This window comes from Pseudomonas sivasensis (genome assembly GCF_052938085.1).
In genome coordinates this window covers 4,262,954-4,284,915 of record NZ_CP176442.1, presented here as the reverse complement: position 1 = coordinate 4,284,915, position 21,962 = coordinate 4,262,954, and the positions used below count along the sequence as shown (strand labels likewise).

The window sequence follows — 21,962 nt, the reverse complement described above, 5'->3', positions numbered from 1 at the left end:
CCATGTTGAAAGTCAGTGTTTACCGCTACAACCCTGATCAGGACGCTGCGCCGTTCATGCAGGAGTTCCAGGTCGATACCGGTGGTAAAGACCTGATGGTGCTGGATGTATTGGCACTGATCAAAGAGCAGGACGAGGGTTTCTCCTATCGTCGCTCTTGCCGTGAAGGTGTTTGCGGTTCCGACGGCATGAACATCAACGGCAAAAACGGCCTGGCGTGCATCACGCCGCTGTCCGCCGTTGTTAAAGGCAACAAGCTGATCGTTCGTCCTCTACCAGGTTTGCCGGTTATCCGTGACCTGGTCGTCGATATGAGCATCTTCTACAAGCAATACGAGAAAGTTAAGCCGTTCCTGCAGAACGACACGCCGGCTCCGGCCATCGAGCGTCTGCAGTCCCCTGAAGAGCGTGAAAAGCTCGACGGTCTGTACGAGTGCATCCTGTGCGCTTGCTGCTCGACCTCGTGCCCGTCCTTCTGGTGGAACCCGGACAAGTTCCTGGGTCCAGCTGCCCTGCTGCAAGCGTATCGCTTCCTGGCAGACAGCCGTGACACCAAGACATCCGAGCGTCTGGCTTCGCTGGATGACCCGTTCAGCGTATTCCGCTGCCGCGGGATCATGAACTGCGTCAACGTATGTCCCAAAGGCCTGAACCCGACTAAGGCCATTGGTCACATCCGTAACATGCTGCTCCAAAGCGGCGTGTAACTGACGTTGTAACAAAGCAGGACCGTTGTGCCCGTAAATGCTGCGGCGCAGGCTTCAACCGGCGCCGTAGTTTTAACTTGAGCAGCGACTTACAAAGCCGCGGCTCTTATTTTGAAGAAATGAGACAAGCAGGGGCATTCGGGTTGGTACCCGAACTATCAGCGTGATCCTAAGTGGCTTGTTTTGGTCGCTGCACTTGGCCTTTTGCAAGCAAACTCGGTGTTTCCGCCGGTGGTGTCCCCAAATCGAGGGTGACCAAGCATGCAAGAAAGCGTGATGCAGCGCATGTGGAACAGCGGCTATCTTTCAGGTGGTAACGCTGCCTATGTGGAAGAGCTTTATGAGCTCTACCTGCACGACCCTAACGCTGTGCCAGAAGAATGGCGCACCAAATTTCAGACGTTGTCTTCAGACGGCAACGCTGCCACCGATGTATCGCACGCAACGATTCGCGATCAGTTTGTGCTGCTGGCAAAGAACCAGCGCCGCGCCCAACCGGTTTCCGCCGGTAGCGTGAGCAGTGAGCATGAGAAGAAGCAAGTTGAAGTACTGCGACTGATCCAGGCCTACCGGATGCGTGGCCACCAGGCGGCCCAGCTTGACCCGCTGGGGCTCTGGCAGCGTCCTGCACCTGCTGACCTGTCGATCAATCATTACGGCTTGACCAATGCCGATCTTGATACGACCTTCCGTGCCGGCGACCTGTTCATCGGCAAAGAGGAAGCGAGCCTACGCGAAATTCACGAAGCGTTGCAGCAGACATATTGCCGCACCATCGGCGCTGAGTTCACGCACATCACTGATTCCGAGCAACGTCACTGGTTCCAGCATCGCCTGGAAGGTGTGCGTGGCCGTCCGGTGCTGTCCGCCGACGTTCGCAGCCACCTGCTTGAGCGCGTGACCGCAGCTGAAGGTTTGGAAAAATACCTGGGCACCAAATACCCAGGCACCAAGCGTTTTGGCCTGGAAGGCGGCGAAAGCCTGATCCCGATGCTCGACGAGCTGATCCAGCGTTCCGGTTCCTACGGTACCAAGGAAATCGTGATCGGCATGGCTCACCGTGGTCGCCTGAACGTGTTGGTTAACACCTTCGGCAAGAACCCACGTGAACTGTTCGACGAGTTCGAAGGCAAGAAGAAGGTCGAGCTGGGTTCCGGTGACGTTAAATATCACCAGGGCTTCTCGTCCAACGTCATGACCACAGGCGGCGAAGTTCACCTGGCCATGGCCTTCAACCCATCCCACCTGGAAATCGTTTCTCCAGTGGTCGAGGGTTCGGTCCGTGCTCGTCAGGATCGTCGTAACGACACCACCGGTGAAAAGGTTCTGCCGATTTCCATCCACGGTGACGCGGCATTCGCCGGTCAAGGCGTGGTACTGGAAACGTTCCAGATGTCGCAGACTCGCGGCTTCAAGACCGGCGGTACCGTTCACATCGTCATCAACAACCAGGTTGGCTTCACCATCAGCAACCCACTGGATGCGCGCTCCACCGAGTACGCCACCGACGTTGCCAAGATGATTCAGGCGCCGATCCTCCATGTGAATGGTGATGATCCGGAAGCTGTGCTGTTCGTGACCCAACTGGCCGTCGACTATCGCATGCAGTTCAAGCGTGACGTGGTGATCGACCTGGTTTGCTACCGCCGTCGCGGTCACAACGAAGCTGACGAACCAAGCGGCACCCAGCCGTTGATGTACCAGCAGATCACCAAGCAGCGCACCACACGTGAGCTGTATGCCGAAAGCCTGACGAAGGCCGGTATTGTTGATGATGCGCGTGTTCAGGCCAAGATCGATGAATACCGCAACGCGCTGGACAATGGTCTGCACGTAGTAAAGAGCCTGGTCAAAGAGCCGAACAAAGAGCTGTTCGTTGACTGGCGTCCGTACCTGGGTCACACCTGGACGGCGCGTCACGACACCTCGTTCGATCTGAAGACCCTGCAGGAACTATCCGCCAAGCTGCTGGAAATCCCGGATGGCTTCGTGGTGCAGCGCCAGGTTGCGAAGATCTACGAAGACCGTCAGAAGATGCAAGCCGGCGGCCTGCCGATCAACTGGGGCTATGCCGAAACCATGGCGTACGCGACCCTGGCGTTTGAAGGTCACCCGATCCGCATGACCGGCCAGGATATCGGCCGTGGTACGTTCTCGCACCGTCACGCGGTATTGCACAACCAGAAAGACGCGGGCACCTACATCCCGTTGCAGAACCTGTACGAAGGCCAGCCGCGTTTCGACCTGTACGATTCGTTCCTGTCCGAAGAAGCCGTACTGGCGTTCGAATACGGTTACTCGACCACCACGCCGCAGGCGCTGGTGATCTGGGAAGCCCAGTTCGGCGACTTCGCCAACGGTGCTCAGGTGGTTATCGACCAGTTCATCACCAGCGGCGAGCACAAGTGGGGCCGTCTGTGCGGTCTGACCATGCTGCTGCCACACGGTTATGAAGGTCAGGGTCCGGAGCACTCCTCGGCCCGTCTGGAGCGTTACCTGCAGCTGTGCGCCGAGCACAACATCCAGGTGTGCGTGCCGACTACTCCGGCGCAGATCTACCACTTGCTGCGTCGTCAGGTGATCCGTCCGCTGCGCAAGCCGCTGGTAGTGCTGACCCCGAAATCGCTGCTGCGTCACAAATTGGCCATCTCTACCCTGGAAGATCTGGCAGATGGTTCGTTCCAGACCGTGATTCCAGAGATCGATACGCTGGACGCGGCCAAGGTCACTCGCCTGATCCTGTGCAGCGGCAAGGTCTACTACGACCTGCTGGAAAAACGTCGTGCCGAGGGCCGCGAAGACATCGCCATCGTACGTATCGAACAGCTTTACCCGTTCCCGGAAGATGACCTCATGGAGATCATCGCGCCTTACACCAACCTCACTAATGTTGTGTGGTGTCAGGAAGAACCGATGAACCAGGGCGCTTGGTACAGCAGCCAGCATCACCTGCGTCGCAGTATCGGCAACCACAACAAGGCCTTGGGCCTGGAGTACGCCGGTCGTGATGCTTCTGCTGCACCTGCTTGTGGTTATGCGTCGATGCACGCCGAGCAGCAGGAAAAACTGCTGCAAGATGCTTTCACTGTTTAACGCCTTCGCGCTGACTGAAACCGAATTTTAAGGACCCACAGATAATGGCTATCGAAATCAAAGCCCCGTCATTCCCGGAATCGGTTGCCGATGGCACCGTTGCCACTTGGCACAAGAAACCAGGCGACGCTGTAAAGCGTGACGACCTGATCGTCGACATCGAGACCGACAAAGTCGTTCTGGAAGTGTTGGCCGAAGCTGACGGCGTACTGGGCGCAATCGTTGCCGAAGAGGGCGCTACCGTTCTGTCGAACCAGGTACTGGGCTCGATCGAAGAAGGCAGCGCTGCCGCTGCTCCTGCTGCCGCTGCTGCACCGGTCGCTGCCTCGGCACCTGCTGCCGCTCCGGCTGCGGGTGGTGAAGATCCAATCGCTGCACCGGCTGCGCGTCAGCTGGCTGAAGAAAACGGTATCAACCTGGCTTCCATCAAAGGCACCGGTAAAGACGGCCGTGTGACCAAGGAAGATGTGGTTGCTGCTGTTGAAGCCAAGAAAAACGCTCCTGCTGCTGCGCCTGCCAAGGCTGCTGCCCCGGCTGCCGCTGCTCCTGTGTTCGCTGCTGGCGATCGCACCGAGAAGCGTGTGCCGATGACCCGCGTTCGTGCCACCGTGGCCAAGCGCCTGGTTGAAGCACAGTCGAACATGGCGATGCTGACTACTTTCAACGAAGTCGACATGACCGAAGTCATGGCCCTGCGTTCGAAGTACAAGGATCTGTTCGAGAAGTCCCACAACGGCGTGCGCCTGGGCTTCATGTCGTTCTTCGTGAAAGCGGCCACCGAAGCGCTGAAACGCTTCCCGGCAGTCAACGCTTCCATCGACGGCGGCGATATCGTTTACCACGGCTATGCAGACGTCGGCGTTGCCGTGTCCAGCGACCGTGGCCTGGTGGTTCCGGTCCTGCGTAACGCCGAGCTGATGAGCCTGGCCGAAATCGAAGGCGGCATCGCCGGCTTCGGCAAGAAAGCCCGTGACGGCAAGCTGACCATCGACGAGATGACCGGTGGTACCTTCACCATCACCAACGGTGGTACCTTCGGTTCGATGATGTCGACCCCGATCGTCAACCCGCCACAAGCCGCGATCCTGGGCATGCACAACATCATCCAGCGTCCGATGGCGATCAACGGCCAAGTCGTGATCCGCCCAATGATGTACCTGGCACTGTCTTACGATCACCGCCTGATCGATGGTAAAGAAGCCGTGACCTTCCTGGTGACCATCAAGAACCTGCTGGAAGACCCGGCTCGTCTGCTGCTGGATATCTGATAGAAGCAGCTGCAGGCTCCGGGCAAGCCGCCAAATAGGGCGGCTTGACCTGGAGCGTGTGGCTTGAAAGCTTGCTGCTAAATAGAGGAACTATTTTCATGTCGCAGAAATTTGACGTTGTAGTGATTGGTGCAGGTCCTGGAGGCTATGTTGCCGCCATCAAGGCCGCACAACTGGGCCTCTCGACTGCTTGCATCGAAAAATACACCGACAAGGAAGGCAAACTGGCACTGGGCGGTACTTGCCTGAACGTTGGTTGCATTCCTTCCAAGGCGCTGCTGGACAGCTCTTGGAAATTCCACGAAGCCCAAGACGGCTTCGCGATCCACGGCATCAACCATGCTGGCGTGACCATGGACGTGCCAGCAATGGTCGGCCGTAAAGCCAACATTGTTAAAGGCCTGACTTCCGGCGTTGCAACCCTGTTCAAGGCTAACGGCGTCACTTCCCTGCAAGGCCACGGCAAACTGTTGGCCGGCAAGAAAGTTGAAATCACCAAGCCAGACGGCTCGGTTGAAGTCATCGAAGCCGAGAACGTGATTCTGGCTCCGGGTTCGCGTCCTATCGACATTCCACCAGCTCCAGTTGACCAGAACGTAATCGTTGATTCGACCGGTGCCCTGGAATTCCAAGCAGTTCCAAAGCGTCTGGGCGTGATCGGCGCTGGCGTGATCGGCCTGGAACTGGGTTCGGTCTGGTCCCGCCTGGGTTCTGAAGTGACTGTACTGGAAGCCCTGGACACGTTCCTGTTGGCTGCCGACACCGCCGTGTCCAAAGAAGCGCTGAAAACCCTGACCAAACAAGGTCTGGATATCAAGCTGGGCGCACGTGTTACCGGTTCGAAGGTCAACGGCGAAGAAGTCGTTGTGACCTACACCGACAAAGACGGCGAGCAGACCATCACTTTCGACAAGCTGATCGTAGCCGTAGGTCGCCGTCCAGTGACCACCGACCTGCTGGCTTCCGACAGTGGCGTGAACATCGATGAGCGTGGCTTCATCCACGTTGACGATCACTGCGCTACCACCGTTCCTGGCGTCTACGCCATTGGCGATGTGGTTCGCGGCATGATGCTCGCGCACAAAGCTTCCGAAGAAGGCATCATGGTTGTCGAGCGCATCAAGGGCCACAAAACCCAGATGAACTACGACCTGATCCCATCGGTTATCTACACCCACCCGGAAATTGCATGGGTCGGCAAAAACGAACAGCAGTTGAAAGCTGAAGGCGTTGAAGTTAACGTCGGCACCTTCCCGTTTGCTGCTTCTGGCCGTGCCATGGCAGCCAACGACACCGGTGGTTTTGTCAAAGTCATCGCTGATGCCAAGACTGACCGCGTATTGGGCGTCCACGTGATTGGCCCGAGCGCTGCAGAACTGGTTCAGCAAGGCGCAATCGGTATGGAATTCGGCACCAGTGCCGAGGACCTGGGCATGATGGTTTTCTCCCATCCGACCCTGTCCGAAGCGTTGCACGAAGCAGCGTTGGCTGTGAATGGCGGCGCCATCCACATCGCCAACCGCAAGAAGCGCTAAGCGAGATAATAAGAAACCACGGCGGAGTTGCCCGTCGTGAGCCTTGCGCGCAAGACTCACCGCGGAATATCCGCTGGACGCAGTCTTGCGCAGCTTTACGGGCCTTGAGCCCCGCAAGTTGCGCAAGCAGCAGTCACAGGTGGCGCGGCACTCATAATGAGCGCAGCGCCGAATGCGCAGTACCTAACGAAGACGGTAAAAAGCATGAATCTTCACGAGTATCAGGGTAAGCAGCTGTTCGCTGAATACGGCCTGCCAGTATCCAAGGGCTACGCAGTAGACACCCCGGAAGCAGCAGCAGAAGCCTGCGACAAAATCGGCGGTACCGAGTGGGTTGTCAAAGCCCAGGTCCACGCTGGTGGTCGCGGTAAAGCGGGCGGCGTTAAGCTGGTTCGCAGCAAAGAAGACGCCAAGGCCTTCGCACAGCAATGGCTGGGCAAGCGTCTGGTGACTTACCAGACTGATGCCAATGGCCAGCCAGTCACCAAGATCCTGGTTGAATCGTGCACTGATATCGCTAAAGAGCTGTACCTGGGCGCTGTCGTTGACCGTTCGAGCCGTCGCATCGTGTTCATGGCTTCCACCGAAGGTGGCGTGGACATTGAGAAGATCGCCGAAGAAACCCCAGAAAAAATTCTGAAAGCCACTATCGATCCACTGGTTGGCGCTCAGCCGTTCCAGGGTCGTGAGCTGGCTTTCCAGTTGGGTCTGGAAGGCAAGCAAGTTGCCCAGTTCGCCAAGATCTTCGTAGGTCTGGCCAAACTGTTCCAGGATCACGATCTGGCTCTGCTGGAAGTGAACCCGCTGGTGATCAAGGCTGATGGCGATCTGCACTGCCTCGATGCCAAGATCAACATCGACGCCAACGCCATGTACCGTCAGCCTAAGCTGAAGACTTTCCACGATCCGTCGCAAGACGATCCGCGCGAAGCGCACGCTGCCAAGTTCGAACTGAACTACGTAGCCCTGGAAGGTAACATCGGTTGCATGGTCAACGGTGCTGGCCTGGCCATGGGTACCATGGACATCGTCAACCTGCATGGCGGCAAACCAGCCAACTTCCTCGACGTAGGCGGCGGTGCTACCAAAGAACGCGTTACCGAAGCCTTCAAGATCATCCTGTCCGACTCCAACGTCGCAGCAGTGCTGGTCAACATCTTCGGCGGCATCGTTCGTTGCGACATGATTGCCGAAGGCATCATCGGTGCAGTGAAAGAAGTTGGCGTTAAAATCCCGGTTGTTGTTCGCCTTGAAGGTAACAACGCTGAACTGGGCGCTAAAGTACTGGCAGAAAGCGGTTTGAACATCATCGCGGCTACCAGCCTGACCGACGCTGCTCAACAAGTTGTTAAAGCTGCGGAGGGCAAATAATGAGCGTCCTGATCAATAAAGACACCAAAGTTATCTGCCAGGGTATTACCGGTTCGCAAGGTAGTTTCCACACCCAGCAAGCCATCGAATACGGCACCAAGATGGTTGGCGGCGTAACTCCTGGTAAAGGCGGCACTGAGCACCTGGGTCTGCCAGTGTTCAACACCGTGAAAGATGCTGTAGCTGCCACTGGCGCCACCGCCAGCGTGATCTACGTTCCAGCTCCTTTCTGCAAGGACTCCATCCTGGAAGCAGCATTCGGCGGCATCAAGCTGATCGTCTGCATCACCGAAGGCATTCCTACCCTGGACATGCTGGACGCTAAAGTTAAGTGCGACGAACTGGGCGTTGTCCTGATCGGCCCTAACTGCCCAGGCGTGATCACCCCAGGCGAATGCAAGATCGGCATCATGCCAGGTCACATTCACTTGCCAGGTAAAGTCGGTATCGTTTCCCGTTCCGGCACCCTGACCTACGAAGCTGTCAAGCAAACTACTGACGCCGGTTTCGGTCAGTCGACTTGCGTCGGCATCGGCGGTGACCCGATCCCAGGTTCGAACTTCATCGACATCCTGAAGCTGTTCCAGGAAGACCCGAAGACCGAAGCGATCGTGATGATCGGTGAGATCGGCGGTTCGGCTGAAGAAGAAGCGGCTGCCTACATCAAGGCACACGTGACCAAGCCGGTTGTTTCCTACATCGCTGGTGTGACTGCCCCTGCGGGCAAGCGCATGGGCCATGCTGGCGCAATCATCTCTGGCGGCAAAGGCACTGCAGACGAGAAGTTTGCTGCCCTGGAAGACGCAGGCGTTAAAACCGTGCGTTCGCTGGCAGACATCGGCAAGGCTTTGTCCGAGCTGACCGGTTGGGCTGTCAAGTAAGCTTCGCGCTTAGCTGACGCTTTACCAGCAAAGGCCACCTTCGGGTGGCCTTTGTGCGTTTGGATGTACTCGATCCTATGTAAGGGTCAGTGCGACGATTCAACTAGCCCTCACACATTTGTTTGTATTGCCAACATAAGTATGAAAACGCGACATCAAGATGTCGCTTATCGGACAGTTCGCCCCGCAACAGTGCGTTTGTCAGCCTGATTCTGTAACCTACCCGCCTCTTTATGCGCTGGCCTCCCAAAAGGAAGCCGCGCGCTAGACCGGTCGGCCCCATCAGGGCCGGCAGTATTTCCCTCATCCACAGGGAATCCCTCTCTAAATTCCGATTCAGTAGTGTGGTATTTCCCGAAATGAAAGTGTTGAAAAGCCAGGATATCCTGGCGCTGGGCTTCATGACCTTTGCCCTGTTCGTGGGCGCCGGTAACATCATCTTCCCGCCTATCGTTGGCTTGCAGTCCGGACCTCACGTCTGGATGGCGGCGTTGGGCTTCCTGATCACCGCAGTGGGTTTGCCAGTGGTCACCGTGATTGCCCTCGCCAAGGTCGGCGGTGGTATGGATGCGTTGAGCAGCCCGATCGGCAAGATCGCCGGTGGCATGCTTGCGGCGGCTGCGTATCTGGCGGTGGGGCCGCTGTTCGCTACCCCGCGTACCGCGACGGTGTCTTTTGAAGTCGGCTTGGCGCCGCTCACCGGTGAAAGCCCGTTGGCGCTGTTCCTCTATAGCTCCGTTTACTTCCTGGTGGTGTTCTTTGTGTCCCTGTACCCAGGGCGCCTGCTGGACACTGTCGGTCGTTTCCTTGCGCCGTTGAAGATCATCGCTTTAGCCATCCTCGGCATCGCTGCGTTTGCCTTGCCGGCCGGTGAGGTGGGTGTCGCCACCCCGGAATACGTCGCTGCACCGTTCTCCCAAGGTTTTATCAATGGTTATCTGACCATGGACACCCTTGGTGCTCTGGTATTCGGCATTGTGATCGTCAACGCTATCCGCTCCCGTGGTGTCGACTCGCCCAAGCTGATCACCCGCTACGCGATCATCGCTGGCCTGATTGCAGGCGTGGGTCTTGCGCTGGTGTACGTCAGCCTGTTCCGCCTGGGTGCGGGAAGTCATGAAGTGGCCGCTGGTGCGGCTAATGGCGCAGCCGTACTGCACGCGTACGTGCAACACACCTTCGGCTCCTTGGGCAGTGGTTTCCTGGCGGTGTTGATTTCCTTGGCGTGCCTGGTTACCGCGGTTGGCCTGACCTGCGCTTGCGCCGAGTACTTCAGCAAAATCCTGCCGCTGTCCTACAAGACCCTGGTAGTGATCCTGGCGCTGTTCTCGTTGTTCGTGTCCAACCTGGGCCTGACTAAGCTGATTGCCTTTTCGATCCCGGTGCTTACCGCGATCTACCCGCCGTGCATCGTGCTGGTGGCCCTGAGCTTCTGCAAAGACTTCTGGCAGGAACAGGGCCGGATCGTTGGCCCGGTGATGCTGGTGTCGTTCATATTTGGCTGCATTGATGCGCTGAAGGGCGCGGGCTTTGCCGACTGGCTGCCGTCGCAACTGGCGCATCTGCCGCTGAGCGAGCAGGGCCTTGCGTGGTTGGTGCCGTCGGTAATGACCTTGGTCGTGGCTGTGGTGGTCGATCGTATGCTTGGCAAGCGTAGCGAAGCGATCGCGTAACACCGCTTCAAGGCTGCACAGAAATGCCCCGTATCAATCAATACGGGGCATTTTTTATGCTTGGTAGACTACGACCTTCTAAAGTTGGAGCGCGGTCGATGTAGGAGGGGGCTTGCCTCAGACGGCACTGTGCTATTCAACAGATGCAGTGACTGTCATAAAGCATTCGGGATCAAAGCCTCTCCCCCAATGTTGACCACGTTTGCAAAAACTTTCTTGATATAGGACCCGCATGTCGTTCGTCGAAACCAATCAAATCCACCTGCTTGCCGCCCTCTGGTTCGTTCTGTGTTGGGGCGGCTACACCCGTTATGCGACCTGGAAAGCTCGGGACACTGCGTGCCTGGCCAGTGTGCTGCATTTGTATCGTGAGGACTGGATGCGTCGCATGCTGCTGCGCGACAACCGCATTGCCGACGCCAGCGTGATCGGCAACCTGGAGCGCAATGCTTCGTTCTTTGCCTCCAGTACCCTGATTATCCTCGCTGGTATTCTCACCGTGCTTGGCGCCTCTGAGCGGGCCGTGTCCTTGCTAGCGGACATTCCTATGGTGCAGCAGGCGTCCCAGGGCATGTCGGAAATTAAGTTGTTGTGCCTGGCATTGGTGTTCGTCTACGCCTTCTTCACGTTCAGCTGGTGTATGCGCCAGTACAACTTTGCGGCGGTGTTGGTGGGGTCTGCGCCGATGATCGGTGAGCGGCATGTGTCCGAGCAAGAGCGCAAGGCGTTTGCCTTGCGGGCGGCAAGGGTAATCTCCATGGCCGCCAACCAGTTTAACTTTGGTCTGCGCGCTTATTACTTCGGCATGACCATGTTGGCGTGGTTTGTCAGCCCATGGTTATTCATGTTGATGAGCGCGGGAGTGGTAGTCGTGCTTTACCGTCGAGAGTTTCATTCCGACGTGCTGCAAGTGATGGTGTATACGCAGACTGATACGCCAGTGCCCGAGGCGATCAAAGAGTCGGCTTAGTCCACATCAGCGAGTTAACGCTTCAAATTAAAAAACACAGGCAAAGAAAAGCCCGCTATTTGAGCGGGCTTTCTTTATCGCAGCGAAGCTATTTCAAACCGCGGTCTCAAGAACCGGTGGCTGGAGTAGCAGGTGCTGCTTCTTTTGCGGCGGCTTCGTTCGATTCAGCCTGAGCTTTGGCAGCATCGGCGTTTTCTTTCGCAGCGTCGTTCACTTTATCCTGAGCCTTCGCCATATCTTTCTGAGCTTGCTCAGAGTGCGCGGCAGCGTCTTGGGCTTTGTCTTCGGATTTTTTGTCGCAGGCAGCGAGACCGAGGGCAGCGGCGAGCATCATGGAAATAGCTAAAGTCTTGCGCATTGGGTGTTTCTCCTTATTGAAGATATCTACTGGCCTTTCGAGCCTGAGGGTTCAGCATTAGTTCCTTTTATTGCGCAGATATATAAACAGCGCACCCCAAGGAACTTTCAACCGCACTGCCTACTCCGCGGATTAACGCTAATAAGAGTCTAGACCGAATGACCGAAAACCTACTGTTAGAGCGTGCGACGCGCTTTGTTTCGGCCCTGCGCCATTGCCAGGTGCTGGGGATTACCGTGCATGCCGCCAACCTGGAAGGTATGACCTTGGTCCTGCCCTACGGCCCCTCCATCGTCGGCGACCCTCGCACCGGGGTGATCCATGGCGGTGCGCTGACTTCGCTGATGGACACCGCCTGTGGCATGGCCACCTTGTGTGTATTACCAGAGTTCGAGGTGTGCCCGACCCTCGACCTGCGCGTCGACTACATGCACACCGCCGAACCCCACAAGCCGGTTTATGGCTTCGCCCAATGTTACCGGGTGACGACTGACGTGATTTTTACCCGTGGCGTTGCCTATCAGGATGACCCGCAGCAGCCCATTGCCCATGTGGTTGGCACGTTCATGCGCATGGGCAAGCGGCTCAAGGGAGCCCAAGGACTGAGCAGCACGATCAAGGGAGAACAGGCATGACGCATCGATTCAAGACGCGCCTGGAACAGGCCCACGAACTCGGCAACTATGAGGCGCTGCTGGCGTTGATTCCTTACGCCAAGCTGATCGGCATCGAATGCACACGCCTGGGCGATGAATTGCTGTTTCGCCTGCCCGCCAACAAAGACAACATTGGTAACCCCATATTGCCGGCGCTGCACGGCGGGGTGATTGCCGGCTTTATGGAGCTGTCGGCGGCGTTGCACCTGCTGGTATTTACCGGTGCGCCGGGCTTGCCGAAAATCATCGATTTCTCCCTGGATTACCTGCGTGCAGGCCAGTTCCGCGACACTTATGCCAAATGCCAGGTCTGGCGCCAGGGCCGACGGGTCGCGAACGTGGCAATTACCGCCTGGCAGAGCACCCCGGCAGAACCTATTGCCACCGCCCGTGCGCATTTCAAAATTGAGGAAACGACTCGCCCTTGAAATCCTGGCCTTAGCCCCCAACTTTGATGACAACCCGCCGCCAACCCTCAAGGGTACGGCCACTGCCATCCAATTGGAGTTTGATGACCATGAGTGTGGAAACTCAAAAGGAAACCCTGGGCTTCCAGACCGAGGTGAAGCAACTGCTGCACCTCATGATCCATTCGCTGTATTCCAACAAGGAAATTTTCCTTCGCGAATTGATCTCGAACGCCTCTGACGCTGTCGACAAATTACGTTTCGAAGCCCTGTCCAAGCCTGAGTTGCTGGAAGGTGGCGCCGAACTGAAAATCCGTGTGAGCTTCGATAAAGACGCCAAGACCGTCACCCTCGAAGACAACGGTATCGGCATGAGCCGTGACGATGCGATCACCCACCTGGGTACCATCGCCAAATCCGGCACCGCTGATTTCATGAAGAACCTGTCCGGTGACCAGAAGAAAGATTCGCACCTGATCGGCCAATTCGGTGTGGGCTTCTACTCGGCCTTCATCGTTGCCGACAAGGTTGAAGTGTTCAGCCGCCGCGCCGACCTTGACGCCAGCCAAGGCGTGCATTGGTCCTCCAAAGGTGAGGGCGAGTTTGAAATCGCCACCATCGATAAAGCCGACCGTGGCACCCGCATCGTGCTGCACCTGAAATCCGCTGAAGATGAGTTCGCTGACGGCTACCGCCTGCGCAATATCATCAAGAAATACTCCGACCACATCGCTCTGCCAATCGAGTTGCCGAAAGAGCAGGCTGCCGCCGAAGGCGAAGAAGCGCCTGCCCAGGAATGGGAAGTGGTCAACCGCGCTAGCGCCCTGTGGACCCGTCCTCGCACTGAGGTGAAGGACGAGGAATACCAGGAGTTCTACAAGCACATCGCCCACGACTACGAAAACCCACTGAGCTGGAGCCACAATAAGGTCGAAGGCAAGCTGGAATACAGCTCGCTGCTCTACGTACCGGCCCGTGCTCCGTTCGACCTGTACCAGCGTGAAGCGCCGAAAGGCCTGAAGCTCTACGTGCAGCGCGTGTTCGTGATGGACCAGGCGGAATCGTTCCTGCCGCTGTACCTGCGCTTCATCAAAGGCGTGGTCGACTCCAATGACCTGTCGCTGAACGTGTCGCGGGAAATCCTGCAGAAAGACCCGATCATCGACTCCATGAAGTCGGCGTTGACCAAGCGCGTCCTCGACATGCTGGAAAAACTGGCGAAGAACGAGCCTGAGCAATACAAAGGCTTCTGGAAAAACTTCGGTCAGGTCATGAAAGAAGGCCCGGCGGAAGATTTTGCCAACAAGGAAAAAATCGCCGGCCTGCTGCGTTTTGCCTCGACTCAGGGCGAAGATGGCGAGCAGGTGGTGTCCCTGGCCGAGTACCTGGCACGCGCCAAGGAAGGTCAGGACAAGATCTACTACCTGACCGGCGAAACCTACGCTCAGGTCAAGAACAGCCCGCACCTGGAAGTCTTCCGTAAGAAAGGCATCGAAGTGCTGCTGCTGACCGACCGTATCGATGAGTGGCTGATGAGCTACCTCAGCGAATTCGACGGAAAGACCTTTGTCGACGTTGCCCGTGGTGACCTAGACCTGGGTAACCTGGACTCCGAAGAAGAGAAGAAGGAAGCCGAAGAAGTCGCCAAGGCCAAAGAAGGCCTGGTTGAGCGGATCAAGACGGCCCTCGGCGATGCGGTCAGCGAAGTGCGGGTTTCCCACCGCCTGACCGACTCCCCGGCGATCCTGGCTATCGGCGAGCAGGACCTGGGCATGCAGATGCGCCAGATTCTCGAAGCCAGCGGCCAGAAGGTTCCGGATTCCAAGCCGATCTTCGAATTCAACCCGGCTCACCCGCTGATCGAGAAACTCGACGGCGAGCAGAGCGAAGAGCGGTTTGGCGACCTGTCGCACATCCTCTTCGATCAGGCGGCCCTGGCCGCTGGCGACAGCCTCAAGGATCCGGCCGCGTATGTGCGCCGCCTGAACAAGCTGTTGGTTGAACTGTCGGTTTGACCCCGTTGTAGAAAAACCCGCTTCGGCGGGTTTTTTCGTTCTACTGCACCTCAACTGGAGTAAATGATGAGCCAAGTCACTGTGCGTTCCGTGGTCTATCAGATTGATGGCCAGCCTTATGAGAGCCGCCTGGCATTCGATGCCAGCCACCAGGGTCCGTTGCCGGGCTTGTTGATGGCGCCGAACTGGATGGGCGTGAGTGCGGGTGCCGAAGAAATCGCCAAGGCCGTTGCCGGCAAAGGTTATGTGGTGCTGATTGCCGACTTGTACGGGCAAAGTGTGCGCCCGTCGAATGGCGACGAAGCCGGTGCCGCGATGATGCCGTTGAAGAATGATCGCCCGTTGCTGAACAAGCGCATGCAGGCGGCCTTTGAGCAGTTGCAAGGTCAGACCGAAGCCGCAGTGGATACCTCGAAGCTGGCGACCTTTGGTTTCTGCTTTGGCGGTTGCTGCTCCCTGGAGCTGGCACGTACCGGCGCGCCGTTGAAGGCTGCGGTGTCCTTCCACGGCACCCTCGACACGCCGAATCCGGCGGACGCGAAGAACATCAAGGGCTCGGTGCTGGTGCTGCACGGTGCTTCCGACCCGTTGGTGCCAAAAGAGCAACTGCCGGCGTTCGAAGATGAAATGAACGCGGCCGGCGTGGACTGGCAATTGCTGAGCTACGGCGGTGCGGTGCATTCCTTCACTGACCCGGAGGCCAATGTGCCGGGCAAGATGATGTACGACGCGAAGACCGCAGCACGGGCCTTCCAGTCGATGCATAACTTGTTGGATGAAGTGTTCAAGGGCTAACGCTTAAGCGCTTGTTCCGGCCTCACCGAGGGCAAGTCCCTCCCACATGTTGACCGTGTGAATCCGATCAAGTGTGGGAGGGGCGGTGCGAAGATTCGACTTGCCCCCGTTTGCTATCTCAGGGGCAACTCAATTCTTTCAGTTTCACCCGGCACCGTCGGCCAATCCCCAGCGGCCCAGCGCTGCCTGGCCTGCTCGATCTTCAACGGATCGCTCGCGACAAAATTCCAATTGATCCGCCGTGGCCCATCCAGCGGTGCACCGCCAAACACCACCAGGTGGCAATCGCTCCCGGCGCACAGCGTCATCTCCTGTCCGGCCGGCAAGACCACCAGACTCTGCACCTCAAGCGCCTCGCCCTCCAACTGTGCTTCACCCTCCAGCACGTACACCGCCCGTTGCTCATGCTCGTCAGGGATCAGCAGGGTAGTGGCCGTCTGCATCCGCACCTCGGCATACAGCGTGGGCGACAGCACTGGCACTCGCGATTTCAGGCAAAACCCATTGCCGGCGATCATGCGAATCTGCACGCCCAAGTTGTCGCTGATCGGCAGGCTCGCCGCCGGGTGGTGGCTGTAATGGCCGGGCCCGGTTTCATGATCCTTGGGTGACGCAAGCCACACTTGCAACCCATGCAGGCTGAAGCCACTGGCCTTGAGTGCTTCGGGCGTGCGCTGCACATGGGCAATCGCGCTGCCGGCAGTCATCCAGCTGACATCACCCGCTTGCACCTCCTGGTCAGAACCCCAGCTGTCCTTATGCTGCAGCGCACCGTCGAACAGATAGGTGAGAGTGGATAGGCCGATATGCGGATGCTGACGGATATTCATGCCGCTGCCCGCTGGGTAGTGGGTGGGCAACATGTGATCAAAGAACACAAAGGGCCCGACACTACGGCATTCCCGTGAGGGCAAGGGGCGCAGGATCGGCTGGCCTTCAACGTCTTCGGGGCGAGGGCGGATCACGGTGAGGGGTGTCATGGTACGTCCCAGTCTGAGCGGGTTAGGTGTGATTGAGCATAACCCGCTCGACGAGAGGTTGCCGCTATTGGCTGAATGCGCCTTCGGACAGCTGGGTCTCGATGCTGATTTCGGCAGTGGTCATCAGCTTGTGCACCGGGCACTTGTCCGCCACGTGATGCAGTTCATCGCGCTGCGCGTCTGTGAGTACGCCCTTGAGGGTCAATTTGACGTTGAGTGTGTATTTGCCTTTTGGCTCTTCGGCGGCGTCGTGGGTGACTTCCACGGTCACGCCGGTCAGCGGAATATCTTTCTTCTGGGCATAGAGCCTGACGGTCAAGGCCTTGCACGACGCCAGTGCGGCATCGAAGTAATCGTGGGGGGAGGGCGCCGAGTCGTCGCCACCCAGGCTCTTGGGCAGGTCGGTAAACAGCTCGTGGTTGTTGATGTTGACGCTGTGGCGGAAGTTTTCAGCGTTCAATGTGTTCACGGTAACAGGCATGGCAAACCTCACAGGGTGGCAGGATGAAGGTCATGCAGTTATAGAGCATGCTGGCACTTCAGTGTTCCGCGTTTTTCCACGATGAACCTCGGCACAGGGCACAAGGTCTACCCGTATTGGCCCCCATCGAGGTTGTACCGTGCCCTGGATCCGCCTGAGTCTTGCCCTATTGCTCGCCGCCGGTAGTCTCGCTGTGCAGGCGCGTGACTATGCCTACAGCGACGCCCACCTGCATTACGTGGATTTTTTCCAGGAAACTGCCGGCATGGATAAATTGCTCAAGGCCATGGCCGAGAATCACATCGAACATGTGATGATTTCCGGCATTCCCGTTGCGAAGAAATGGCACGAAGACGAGCCCAAACGCCCGCGCTACTACGCCGGTGATGACGCCGATGCCTATTGGTACAGCGCCACTGACGTCATCGTCGCTGCGGCCGTGAACAAGCTCACCCCAGAACAGCGCCAGCATTTTCATCCGTTTCTAAGCGGCTTCAATCCCAACGACAAGAACTCTGCCGCCCATATCCAACGCATGCTCGACCTTAATCCAGGGCTCTGGCAGGGCATTGGAGAGGTGTTCACCCGTCACGATGACCTCACCGCGCTCACCTCAGGCGATACCCCGCGTGCCAATAACGAGGCAATGACGCGGATATACCACCTGGCCGCCGAAAACGACCTGCCGGTAATGCTGCACTCGAACATCACCTCCAAGCGCGAGCGTAACCCGCTGTATTTGGCTGAGATCGAAGAGCCGTTGCGCAACCACCCGCACACCCGTTTTATCTGGGCCCATGCCGGTACCAGCAAGGAAATTCACCGTCATCAGGTCCAGATGGACTTCCTGCTGCCCACGTTAAGCCGGATGCTGGAGGCCTATCCCAATCTGTATATCGACCTGTCCTGGAGCATGCTCACGCCGTATTTGCTGGACGATGCGGGTCAGCCTCGGCCGGAGTGGGTAAAGCTGGTGGAGCGCTTCCCGGAGCGTTTTATGCTGGGCTCGGACGTCGTAGGGCGTTTCAATAAGCTGGGTAAGGAAATGCGCCGCTTTGATCCCTTCCTCGATGCATTGCCCGAAGACGTCGCCCACAAGGTTGCACGGGATAACTTCCTGGCCATTCTGCCTAAACCACCTCGCGATGGTGGCGCACGTTGATATCGCGTTTTCGTCTTACGCAAATACAGTAGAGCGCCGATAACTTCCAGGAGACCGGCTGCAGGTGAATGCAGCGCTTTTGGAAGGATCCAGGCAATGAATATCCGTAGTTTGAATATTGCCCCGCGCGCCGGTTTGGGCTTTGGCGTACTGGCGGTGATGGTGTTTGCTCTGGGCGGCTTTGCGCTGCTGCAGATGGCCAACATGCGCCAGCAGTCGGATCAGGTGGAAAACAACTGGCTGCCCAGCGTGATGGCAGTGGGGGAGATGAGCCAGGACGTGTTGCGCATTCGTGCGCTGACCTTGCGCTTGCTGGTCACCCGCGATCCCCAGGCCGTGGCGCAGAACGAGCAGAAAATCACCGAGATCAAAGCCGCGCTGCATAACGCCGAAGGGCTGTACGAAGCGTTGATCGTATTGCCCGAGGAGCGTGTGTTGTTTGATCGACTCAAGGTCGAGGAGCAGCGCTACCTGCAGCGCCAGGAGCAGGTGGTGGCGCTGTCCAAGGCTAACCGGCTGGAGGAAGCGATTCAGGTGGTCAACGGTGAGATGAATCAGTTGGCTGACGAAATGGCACTGACCTTGCGATCCCTGGTTAATCTAAACAAGGTCAGTGCCAACGAAGCGGCAAAGCAGGCACAGCATGTATTCAGCCAGTCGCGAACTTGGGTGATCGCCATGGTTGCCCTGGCCGCACTGGTCACCATCGGCCTGGCGGTCTGGCTGACCCGCAGTATCGTGTTGCCACTGGCTCAGTCGCTCAAAGTTGCCCAGAACGTTGCCAGCGGCGATCTGACTGGGGAAATCATACTGAGTGGCAAGGATGAACCCGCGCGCTTGCAGCGGGCGCTCAAGGGGATGCAGGACACCTTGCGTGACACCATCCGGCGTATCTCGGAGTCTTCGAGCCAACTTGCGTCGGCGTCCGAGGAACTCAGCTGCGTTACCGAGGATGCCACCCGTGGTTTGCACCAGCAAAGCCAGGAAATCGAACAGGCCGCAACTGCGGTCAACCAGATGACGGCCGCGGTGGAGGAGGTGGCAAGCAATGCGGTGGCCACGTCACAGGCATCTCGCGAGTCTGACCGTATCGCCCAGCAAGGGCGTGAGCAGGTGCATCAAACGGTAGTGTCGATTGAGGCGCTGGCCTCGGATGTGACCGCCAATGCGAACCAGGTCGAGGACTTGGCTCAGAAGGTCTATGGCATTAGTAAGGTGCTGGATGTGATTCGTTCGATTGCCGAGCAGACCAATCTGTTGGCGCTGAATGCTGCCATTGAGGCTGCGCGGGCAGGTGATGCGGGGCGCGGCTTTGCGGTGGTCGCCGACGAGGTGCGCGCGCTGGCCCATCGCACTCAGCAGTCGACGCAGGAAATCGAGCAGATGATCGGTGGGATTCAGCAAGGTACGGAGCAAGCCGTCAGTTCAATGCAGCAGAGCAACACCCGGGCGCGTTCCACCCTGGACATCGCCAAGTCGGCGGGGACGGCGCTGGAGGCAATTGCATCGGCGTTCACGCTGATCAATGAGCGCAACCTGGTGATTGCCAGTGCGTCCGAACAGCAGGCGGCGGTGGCGAGGGAGGTGGATCGCAACTTGATGAATATCCGCGACCTGGCGCATCAGACGTCCGCCGGAGCTAATCAGACCAGTGCGGCGAGTCAGGAGTTGTCGCGGTTGGCGGTGGATTTGAATTCGATGGTGGCGCGGTTTTCGGTGTAGTGCGCAGGTTGGGTGTATGTCCGTTGTTCAAGTAACGGATGTATACCCGGTCAACTCCAGTCTTCCATAAAAAAGCCCCGAACCAGTCGGGGCTTTTTCAGTGGATCAAGCTACAGGTCTTACTTACCCTGCCAGCGCTTCAGTACCAAGGTGGCGTTAGTGCCACCGAAGCCGAAGCTGTTGCTCATCACTGTGTCGATCTTGGCGTTTTCAACGGTCTTGGTCAGGATCGGCATATCGGCGACGACCGGGTCGATCTCATCGATGTTGGCCGAACCGGCCATGAAGTTGCCTTCCATCATCAGCAGGCAGTAGATCGCTTCGTGAACGCCAGCGGCGCCCAAGGAGTGACCCGACAGGCTCTTGGTGGAGCTGATGGCCGGAGCCTTGTCGCCGAATACCGCACGTACACCTTCCATTTCCTTGGCGTCGCCGACCGGAGTCGAGGTGCCGTGGGTGTTCAGGTAGTCGATTGGGGTATCTACAGTGGACATGGCCATCTGCATGCAGCGGATAGCGCCTTCACCGCTCGGGGCAACCATGTCGTAGCCGTCGGACGTCGCGCCGTAGCCAACGATTTCCGCGTAGATCTTGGCACCACGGGCCAGAGCGTGTTCCAGCTCCTCGACCACCACCATGCCGCCACCGCCGGCGATGACGAAGCCGTCACGCTTGGCGTCGTAGGCGCGGGAGGCCTTTTCCGGGGTTTCGTTGTACTGGGTGGACAGCGCGCCCATGGCGTCGAACAGGAACGACTGGCTCCAATGTTCTTCTTCACCGCCGCCGGCGAACACGATGTCCTGCTTGCCCAGCTGGATCTGCTCTACCGCAGTACCGATGCAGTGAGCACTGGTGGCGCAGGCGGAGGAGATCGAGTAGTTCACGCCCTTGATGGCGAACGGTGTGGCCAGGCAGGCCGAAACGGTGCTGCCCATGGTCCGCGTTACACGGTACGGGCCAACGCGCTTCACGCCTTTCTCGCGCAGGATGTCCAGCGCTTCCATTTGGTTCAGGGTGGATGCGCCGCCCGAACCGGCGATCAGGCCGGTGCGTACGTTCGATACCTGGTCTTCGCTCAGGCCGGAGTCGGCGATGGCATCTTTCATGGCCAGATAGGCGTAGGCGGCAGCGTGGCCAACGAAGCGATAGATCTTGCGATCGATCAGTTCTTCGAGGGGCAGGTCGATGGAGCCGGAAACCTGGCTACGCAGACCCATTTCGGCATATTCCGGGTTGAAGCGGATGCCAGGGCGACTTGCACGCAGGTTAGCGGTGACGGTCTCTTTGTCATTGCCCAGGCAAGAAACGATGCCCAGACCAGTGATAACGACGCGGCGCATGCGGATAACCCTTAAAAGTTGTCAGTGGAAGTGAATACGCCGACCCGAAGGCCTTCGGCAGTATAGATCTCGCGACCGTCGACGCTCACCGAACCATCGGCGATGGCTAGGTTCAGCTTGCCCTTGAGGACGCGCTTGATCTGAATGTTGTAGGTGACTTTCTTGGCGGTCGGCAGGACCTGGCCAAAGAACTTCACTTCGCCCGAACCCAGGGCGCGGCCGCGGCCTGGCAAACCCTGCCAGCCCAGGAAGAAGCCGACCAGTTGCCACATGGCGTCGAGGCCCAGGCAACCTGGCATCACAGGGTCACCTTCGAAATGGCAGGCGAAGAACCACAGGTCCGGGGTGATATCCAGCTCGGCGACCAATTCACCTTTGCCGTACTTGCCACCCTCTTCACTGATATGGGTGATGCGATCCACCATCAGCATGTTCGGGGCGGGCAGTTGCGCGTTACCTGGGCCGAACAGCTCACCGCGACTGCAGCGCAGCAGGTCTTCCCGAGTAAAGGCGTTTTGTTTGGTCATGCGAGCTCCTCAATAATCCCA

Annotated in this window: 19 protein-coding genes; 14 read left to right on the top strand and 5 right to left on the bottom strand. The window is 58.0% G+C overall.

Going from position 1 to position 21,962, the window contains the following annotated elements; translation table 11 throughout:
• Positions 1–2: 2 nt before the first annotated feature.
• The 8 genes from ACKZ62_RS19635 (at position 3) to ACKZ62_RS19600 (ending at position 11,498) form a co-directional block, all read left to right on the top strand.
• A complete protein-coding gene (locus tag ACKZ62_RS19635) occupies positions 3–707 on the top strand; it encodes a succinate dehydrogenase iron-sulfur subunit (protein WP_003172807.1) in 705 nt (234 codons plus the stop codon).
• Positions 708–968: 261 nt separating this feature from the next.
• Complete coding sequence (locus tag ACKZ62_RS19630) at positions 969–3,800, top strand: 2-oxoglutarate dehydrogenase E1 component (RefSeq protein ID WP_032889159.1); 2,832 nt, start codon at positions 969–971, stop codon at positions 3,798–3,800.
• Between the two features lie 44 nt (positions 3,801–3,844).
• Entirely contained in the window at positions 3,845–5,068 is a 1,224-nt protein-coding gene (gene odhB, locus ACKZ62_RS19625; RefSeq protein ID WP_447095695.1) for a 2-oxoglutarate dehydrogenase complex dihydrolipoyllysine-residue succinyltransferase, read from the top strand.
• 98 nt (positions 5,069–5,166) lie between these two features.
• Positions 5,167–6,603, top strand: a complete 1,437-nt coding sequence (gene lpdA, locus ACKZ62_RS19620; RefSeq protein ID WP_032889163.1) for a dihydrolipoyl dehydrogenase — start codon at positions 5,167–5,169, stop codon at positions 6,601–6,603.
• A gap of 204 nt (positions 6,604–6,807) precedes the next feature.
• A complete protein-coding gene (sucC, locus tag ACKZ62_RS19615) occupies positions 6,808–7,974 on the top strand; it encodes an ADP-forming succinate--CoA ligase subunit beta (RefSeq protein ID WP_003210567.1) in 1,167 nt (388 codons plus the stop codon).
• Entirely contained in the window at positions 7,974–8,855 is an 882-nt protein-coding gene (sucD, locus tag ACKZ62_RS19610) for a succinate--CoA ligase subunit alpha (protein ID WP_003210566.1), read from the top strand. The genes sucC and sucD overlap by 1 nt, the downstream gene beginning before the upstream one ends.
• A gap of 359 nt (positions 8,856–9,214) precedes the next feature.
• On the top strand, positions 9,215–10,528 hold the full coding sequence (gene brnQ / locus ACKZ62_RS19605; protein ID WP_447095694.1) for a branched-chain amino acid transport system II carrier protein: 1,314 nt from the start codon (positions 9,215–9,217) through the stop codon (positions 10,526–10,528).
• A 232-nt stretch (positions 10,529–10,760) separates the two neighbouring features.
• Positions 10,761–11,498, top strand: coding sequence for a DUF599 domain-containing protein (locus tag ACKZ62_RS19600; RefSeq protein WP_032889167.1), 738 nt, complete (start codon positions 10,761–10,763; stop codon positions 11,496–11,498).
• Between the two features lie 106 nt (positions 11,499–11,604).
• Here the strand turns inward: ACKZ62_RS19600 and ACKZ62_RS19595 are convergent, their stop codons facing one another.
• A complete protein-coding gene (locus ACKZ62_RS19595; RefSeq protein WP_010211724.1) occupies positions 11,605–11,856 on the bottom strand; it encodes a hypothetical protein in 252 nt (83 codons plus the stop codon).
• Positions 11,857–12,014: 158 nt separating this feature from the next.
• Between ACKZ62_RS19595 and ACKZ62_RS19590 the strand changes: the two genes are divergently transcribed.
• From ACKZ62_RS19590 to ACKZ62_RS19575, 4 genes are all read left to right on the top strand, one after another.
• Positions 12,015–12,491 (top strand): PaaI family thioesterase, encoded by a 477-nt coding sequence (locus ACKZ62_RS19590; protein ID WP_095184257.1) that lies wholly within the window; start codon positions 12,015–12,017, stop codon positions 12,489–12,491.
• Positions 12,488–12,940 carry a PaaI family thioesterase gene (locus tag ACKZ62_RS19585; RefSeq protein ID WP_122680095.1) on the top strand — a complete coding sequence of 151 codons (453 nt, stop codon included), beginning with the start codon at positions 12,488–12,490 and terminating at the stop codon, positions 12,938–12,940. Before ACKZ62_RS19590 ends, ACKZ62_RS19585 begins: the two co-directional genes overlap by 4 nt.
• Before the next feature lie 89 nt (positions 12,941–13,029).
• On the top strand, positions 13,030–14,934 hold the full coding sequence (htpG, locus tag ACKZ62_RS19580; protein ID WP_447095693.1) for a molecular chaperone HtpG: 1,905 nt from the start codon (positions 13,030–13,032) through the stop codon (positions 14,932–14,934).
• 66 nt (positions 14,935–15,000) lie between these two features.
• Positions 15,001–15,729, top strand: a complete 729-nt coding sequence (locus ACKZ62_RS19575) for a dienelactone hydrolase family protein (protein ID WP_122680094.1) — start codon at positions 15,001–15,003, stop codon at positions 15,727–15,729.
• A gap of 113 nt (positions 15,730–15,842) precedes the next feature.
• On the opposite strand, the gene ACKZ62_RS19570 is transcribed toward ACKZ62_RS19575, so the two are convergent.
• Complete coding sequence (locus ACKZ62_RS19570) at positions 15,843–16,709, bottom strand: pirin family protein (RefSeq protein WP_447095692.1); 867 nt, start codon at positions 16,707–16,709, stop codon at positions 15,843–15,845.
• A 64-nt stretch (positions 16,710–16,773) separates the two neighbouring features.
• Positions 16,774–17,190 carry an OsmC family protein gene (locus ACKZ62_RS19565; protein ID WP_447095691.1) on the bottom strand — a complete coding sequence of 139 codons (417 nt, stop codon included), beginning with the start codon at positions 17,188–17,190 and terminating at the stop codon, positions 16,774–16,776.
• A gap of 139 nt (positions 17,191–17,329) precedes the next feature.
• Between ACKZ62_RS19565 and ACKZ62_RS19560 the strand changes: the two genes are divergently transcribed.
• Both ACKZ62_RS19560 and ACKZ62_RS19555 read left to right on the top strand, forming a co-directional pair.
• On the top strand, positions 17,330–18,352 hold the full coding sequence (locus tag ACKZ62_RS19560; protein WP_447095690.1) for an amidohydrolase family protein: 1,023 nt from the start codon (positions 17,330–17,332) through the stop codon (positions 18,350–18,352).
• 96 nt (positions 18,353–18,448) lie between these two features.
• The gene (locus ACKZ62_RS19555; RefSeq protein ID WP_447095689.1) at positions 18,449–20,074 is read left to right on the top strand and encodes a methyl-accepting chemotaxis protein; all 1,626 of its coding nucleotides are present in this window, start codon (positions 18,449–18,451) and stop codon (positions 20,072–20,074) included.
• 119 nt (positions 20,075–20,193) lie between these two features.
• Here the strand turns inward: ACKZ62_RS19555 and fabB are convergent, their stop codons facing one another.
• Together fabB and fabA are read right to left on the bottom strand one after the other, a co-directional pair.
• The gene (gene fabB / locus ACKZ62_RS19550; RefSeq protein WP_012723103.1) at positions 20,194–21,414 is read right to left on the bottom strand and encodes a beta-ketoacyl-ACP synthase I; all 1,221 of its coding nucleotides are present in this window, start codon (positions 21,412–21,414) and stop codon (positions 20,194–20,196) included.
• An 11-nt stretch (positions 21,415–21,425) separates the two neighbouring features.
• Positions 21,426–21,941, bottom strand: coding sequence for a 3-hydroxyacyl-[acyl-carrier-protein] dehydratase FabA (fabA, locus tag ACKZ62_RS19545; RefSeq protein ID WP_010211704.1), 516 nt, complete (start codon positions 21,939–21,941; stop codon positions 21,426–21,428).
• Positions 21,942–21,962 lie beyond the last annotated feature (21 nt).

Bases quoted from the DNA above. Each gene is read 5' to 3' on its own strand.
- ACKZ62_RS19635 (WP_003172807.1), top strand. From the start codon at position 3: ATGTTGAAAGTCAGTGTTTACCGCTACAACCCTGATCAGGACGCTGCG.
- ACKZ62_RS19630 (WP_032889159.1), top strand. From the start codon at position 969: ATGCAAGAAAGCGTGATGCAGCGCATGTGGAACAGCGGCTATCTTTCA.
- odhB (WP_447095695.1), top strand. From the start codon at position 3,845: ATGGCTATCGAAATCAAAGCCCCGTCATTCCCGGAATCGGTTGCCGAT.
- lpdA (WP_032889163.1), top strand. From the start codon at position 5,167: ATGTCGCAGAAATTTGACGTTGTAGTGATTGGTGCAGGTCCTGGAGGC.
- sucC (WP_003210567.1), top strand. From the start codon at position 6,808: ATGAATCTTCACGAGTATCAGGGTAAGCAGCTGTTCGCTGAATACGGC.
- sucD (WP_003210566.1), top strand. From the start codon at position 7,974: ATGAGCGTCCTGATCAATAAAGACACCAAAGTTATCTGCCAGGGTATT.
- brnQ (WP_447095694.1), top strand. From the start codon at position 9,215: ATGAAAGTGTTGAAAAGCCAGGATATCCTGGCGCTGGGCTTCATGACC.
- ACKZ62_RS19600 (WP_032889167.1), top strand. From the start codon at position 10,761: ATGTCGTTCGTCGAAACCAATCAAATCCACCTGCTTGCCGCCCTCTGG.
- ACKZ62_RS19595 (WP_010211724.1), bottom strand. From the start codon at position 11,856: ATGCGCAAGACTTTAGCTATTTCCATGATGCTCGCCGCTGCCCTCGGT.
- ACKZ62_RS19590 (WP_095184257.1), top strand. From the start codon at position 12,015: ATGACCGAAAACCTACTGTTAGAGCGTGCGACGCGCTTTGTTTCGGCC.
- ACKZ62_RS19585 (WP_122680095.1), top strand. From the start codon at position 12,488: ATGACGCATCGATTCAAGACGCGCCTGGAACAGGCCCACGAACTCGGC.
- htpG (WP_447095693.1), top strand. From the start codon at position 13,030: ATGAGTGTGGAAACTCAAAAGGAAACCCTGGGCTTCCAGACCGAGGTG.
- ACKZ62_RS19575 (WP_122680094.1), top strand. From the start codon at position 15,001: ATGAGCCAAGTCACTGTGCGTTCCGTGGTCTATCAGATTGATGGCCAG.
- ACKZ62_RS19570 (WP_447095692.1), bottom strand. From the start codon at position 16,709: ATGACACCCCTCACCGTGATCCGCCCTCGCCCCGAAGACGTTGAAGGC.
- ACKZ62_RS19565 (WP_447095691.1), bottom strand. From the start codon at position 17,190: ATGCCTGTTACCGTGAACACATTGAACGCTGAAAACTTCCGCCACAGC.
- ACKZ62_RS19555 (WP_447095689.1), top strand. From the start codon at position 18,449: ATGAATATCCGTAGTTTGAATATTGCCCCGCGCGCCGGTTTGGGCTTT.
- fabB (WP_012723103.1), bottom strand. From the start codon at position 21,414: ATGCGCCGCGTCGTTATCACTGGTCTGGGCATCGTTTCTTGCCTGGGC.
- fabA (WP_010211704.1), bottom strand. From the start codon at position 21,941: ATGACCAAACAAAACGCCTTTACTCGGGAAGACCTGCTGCGCTGCAGT.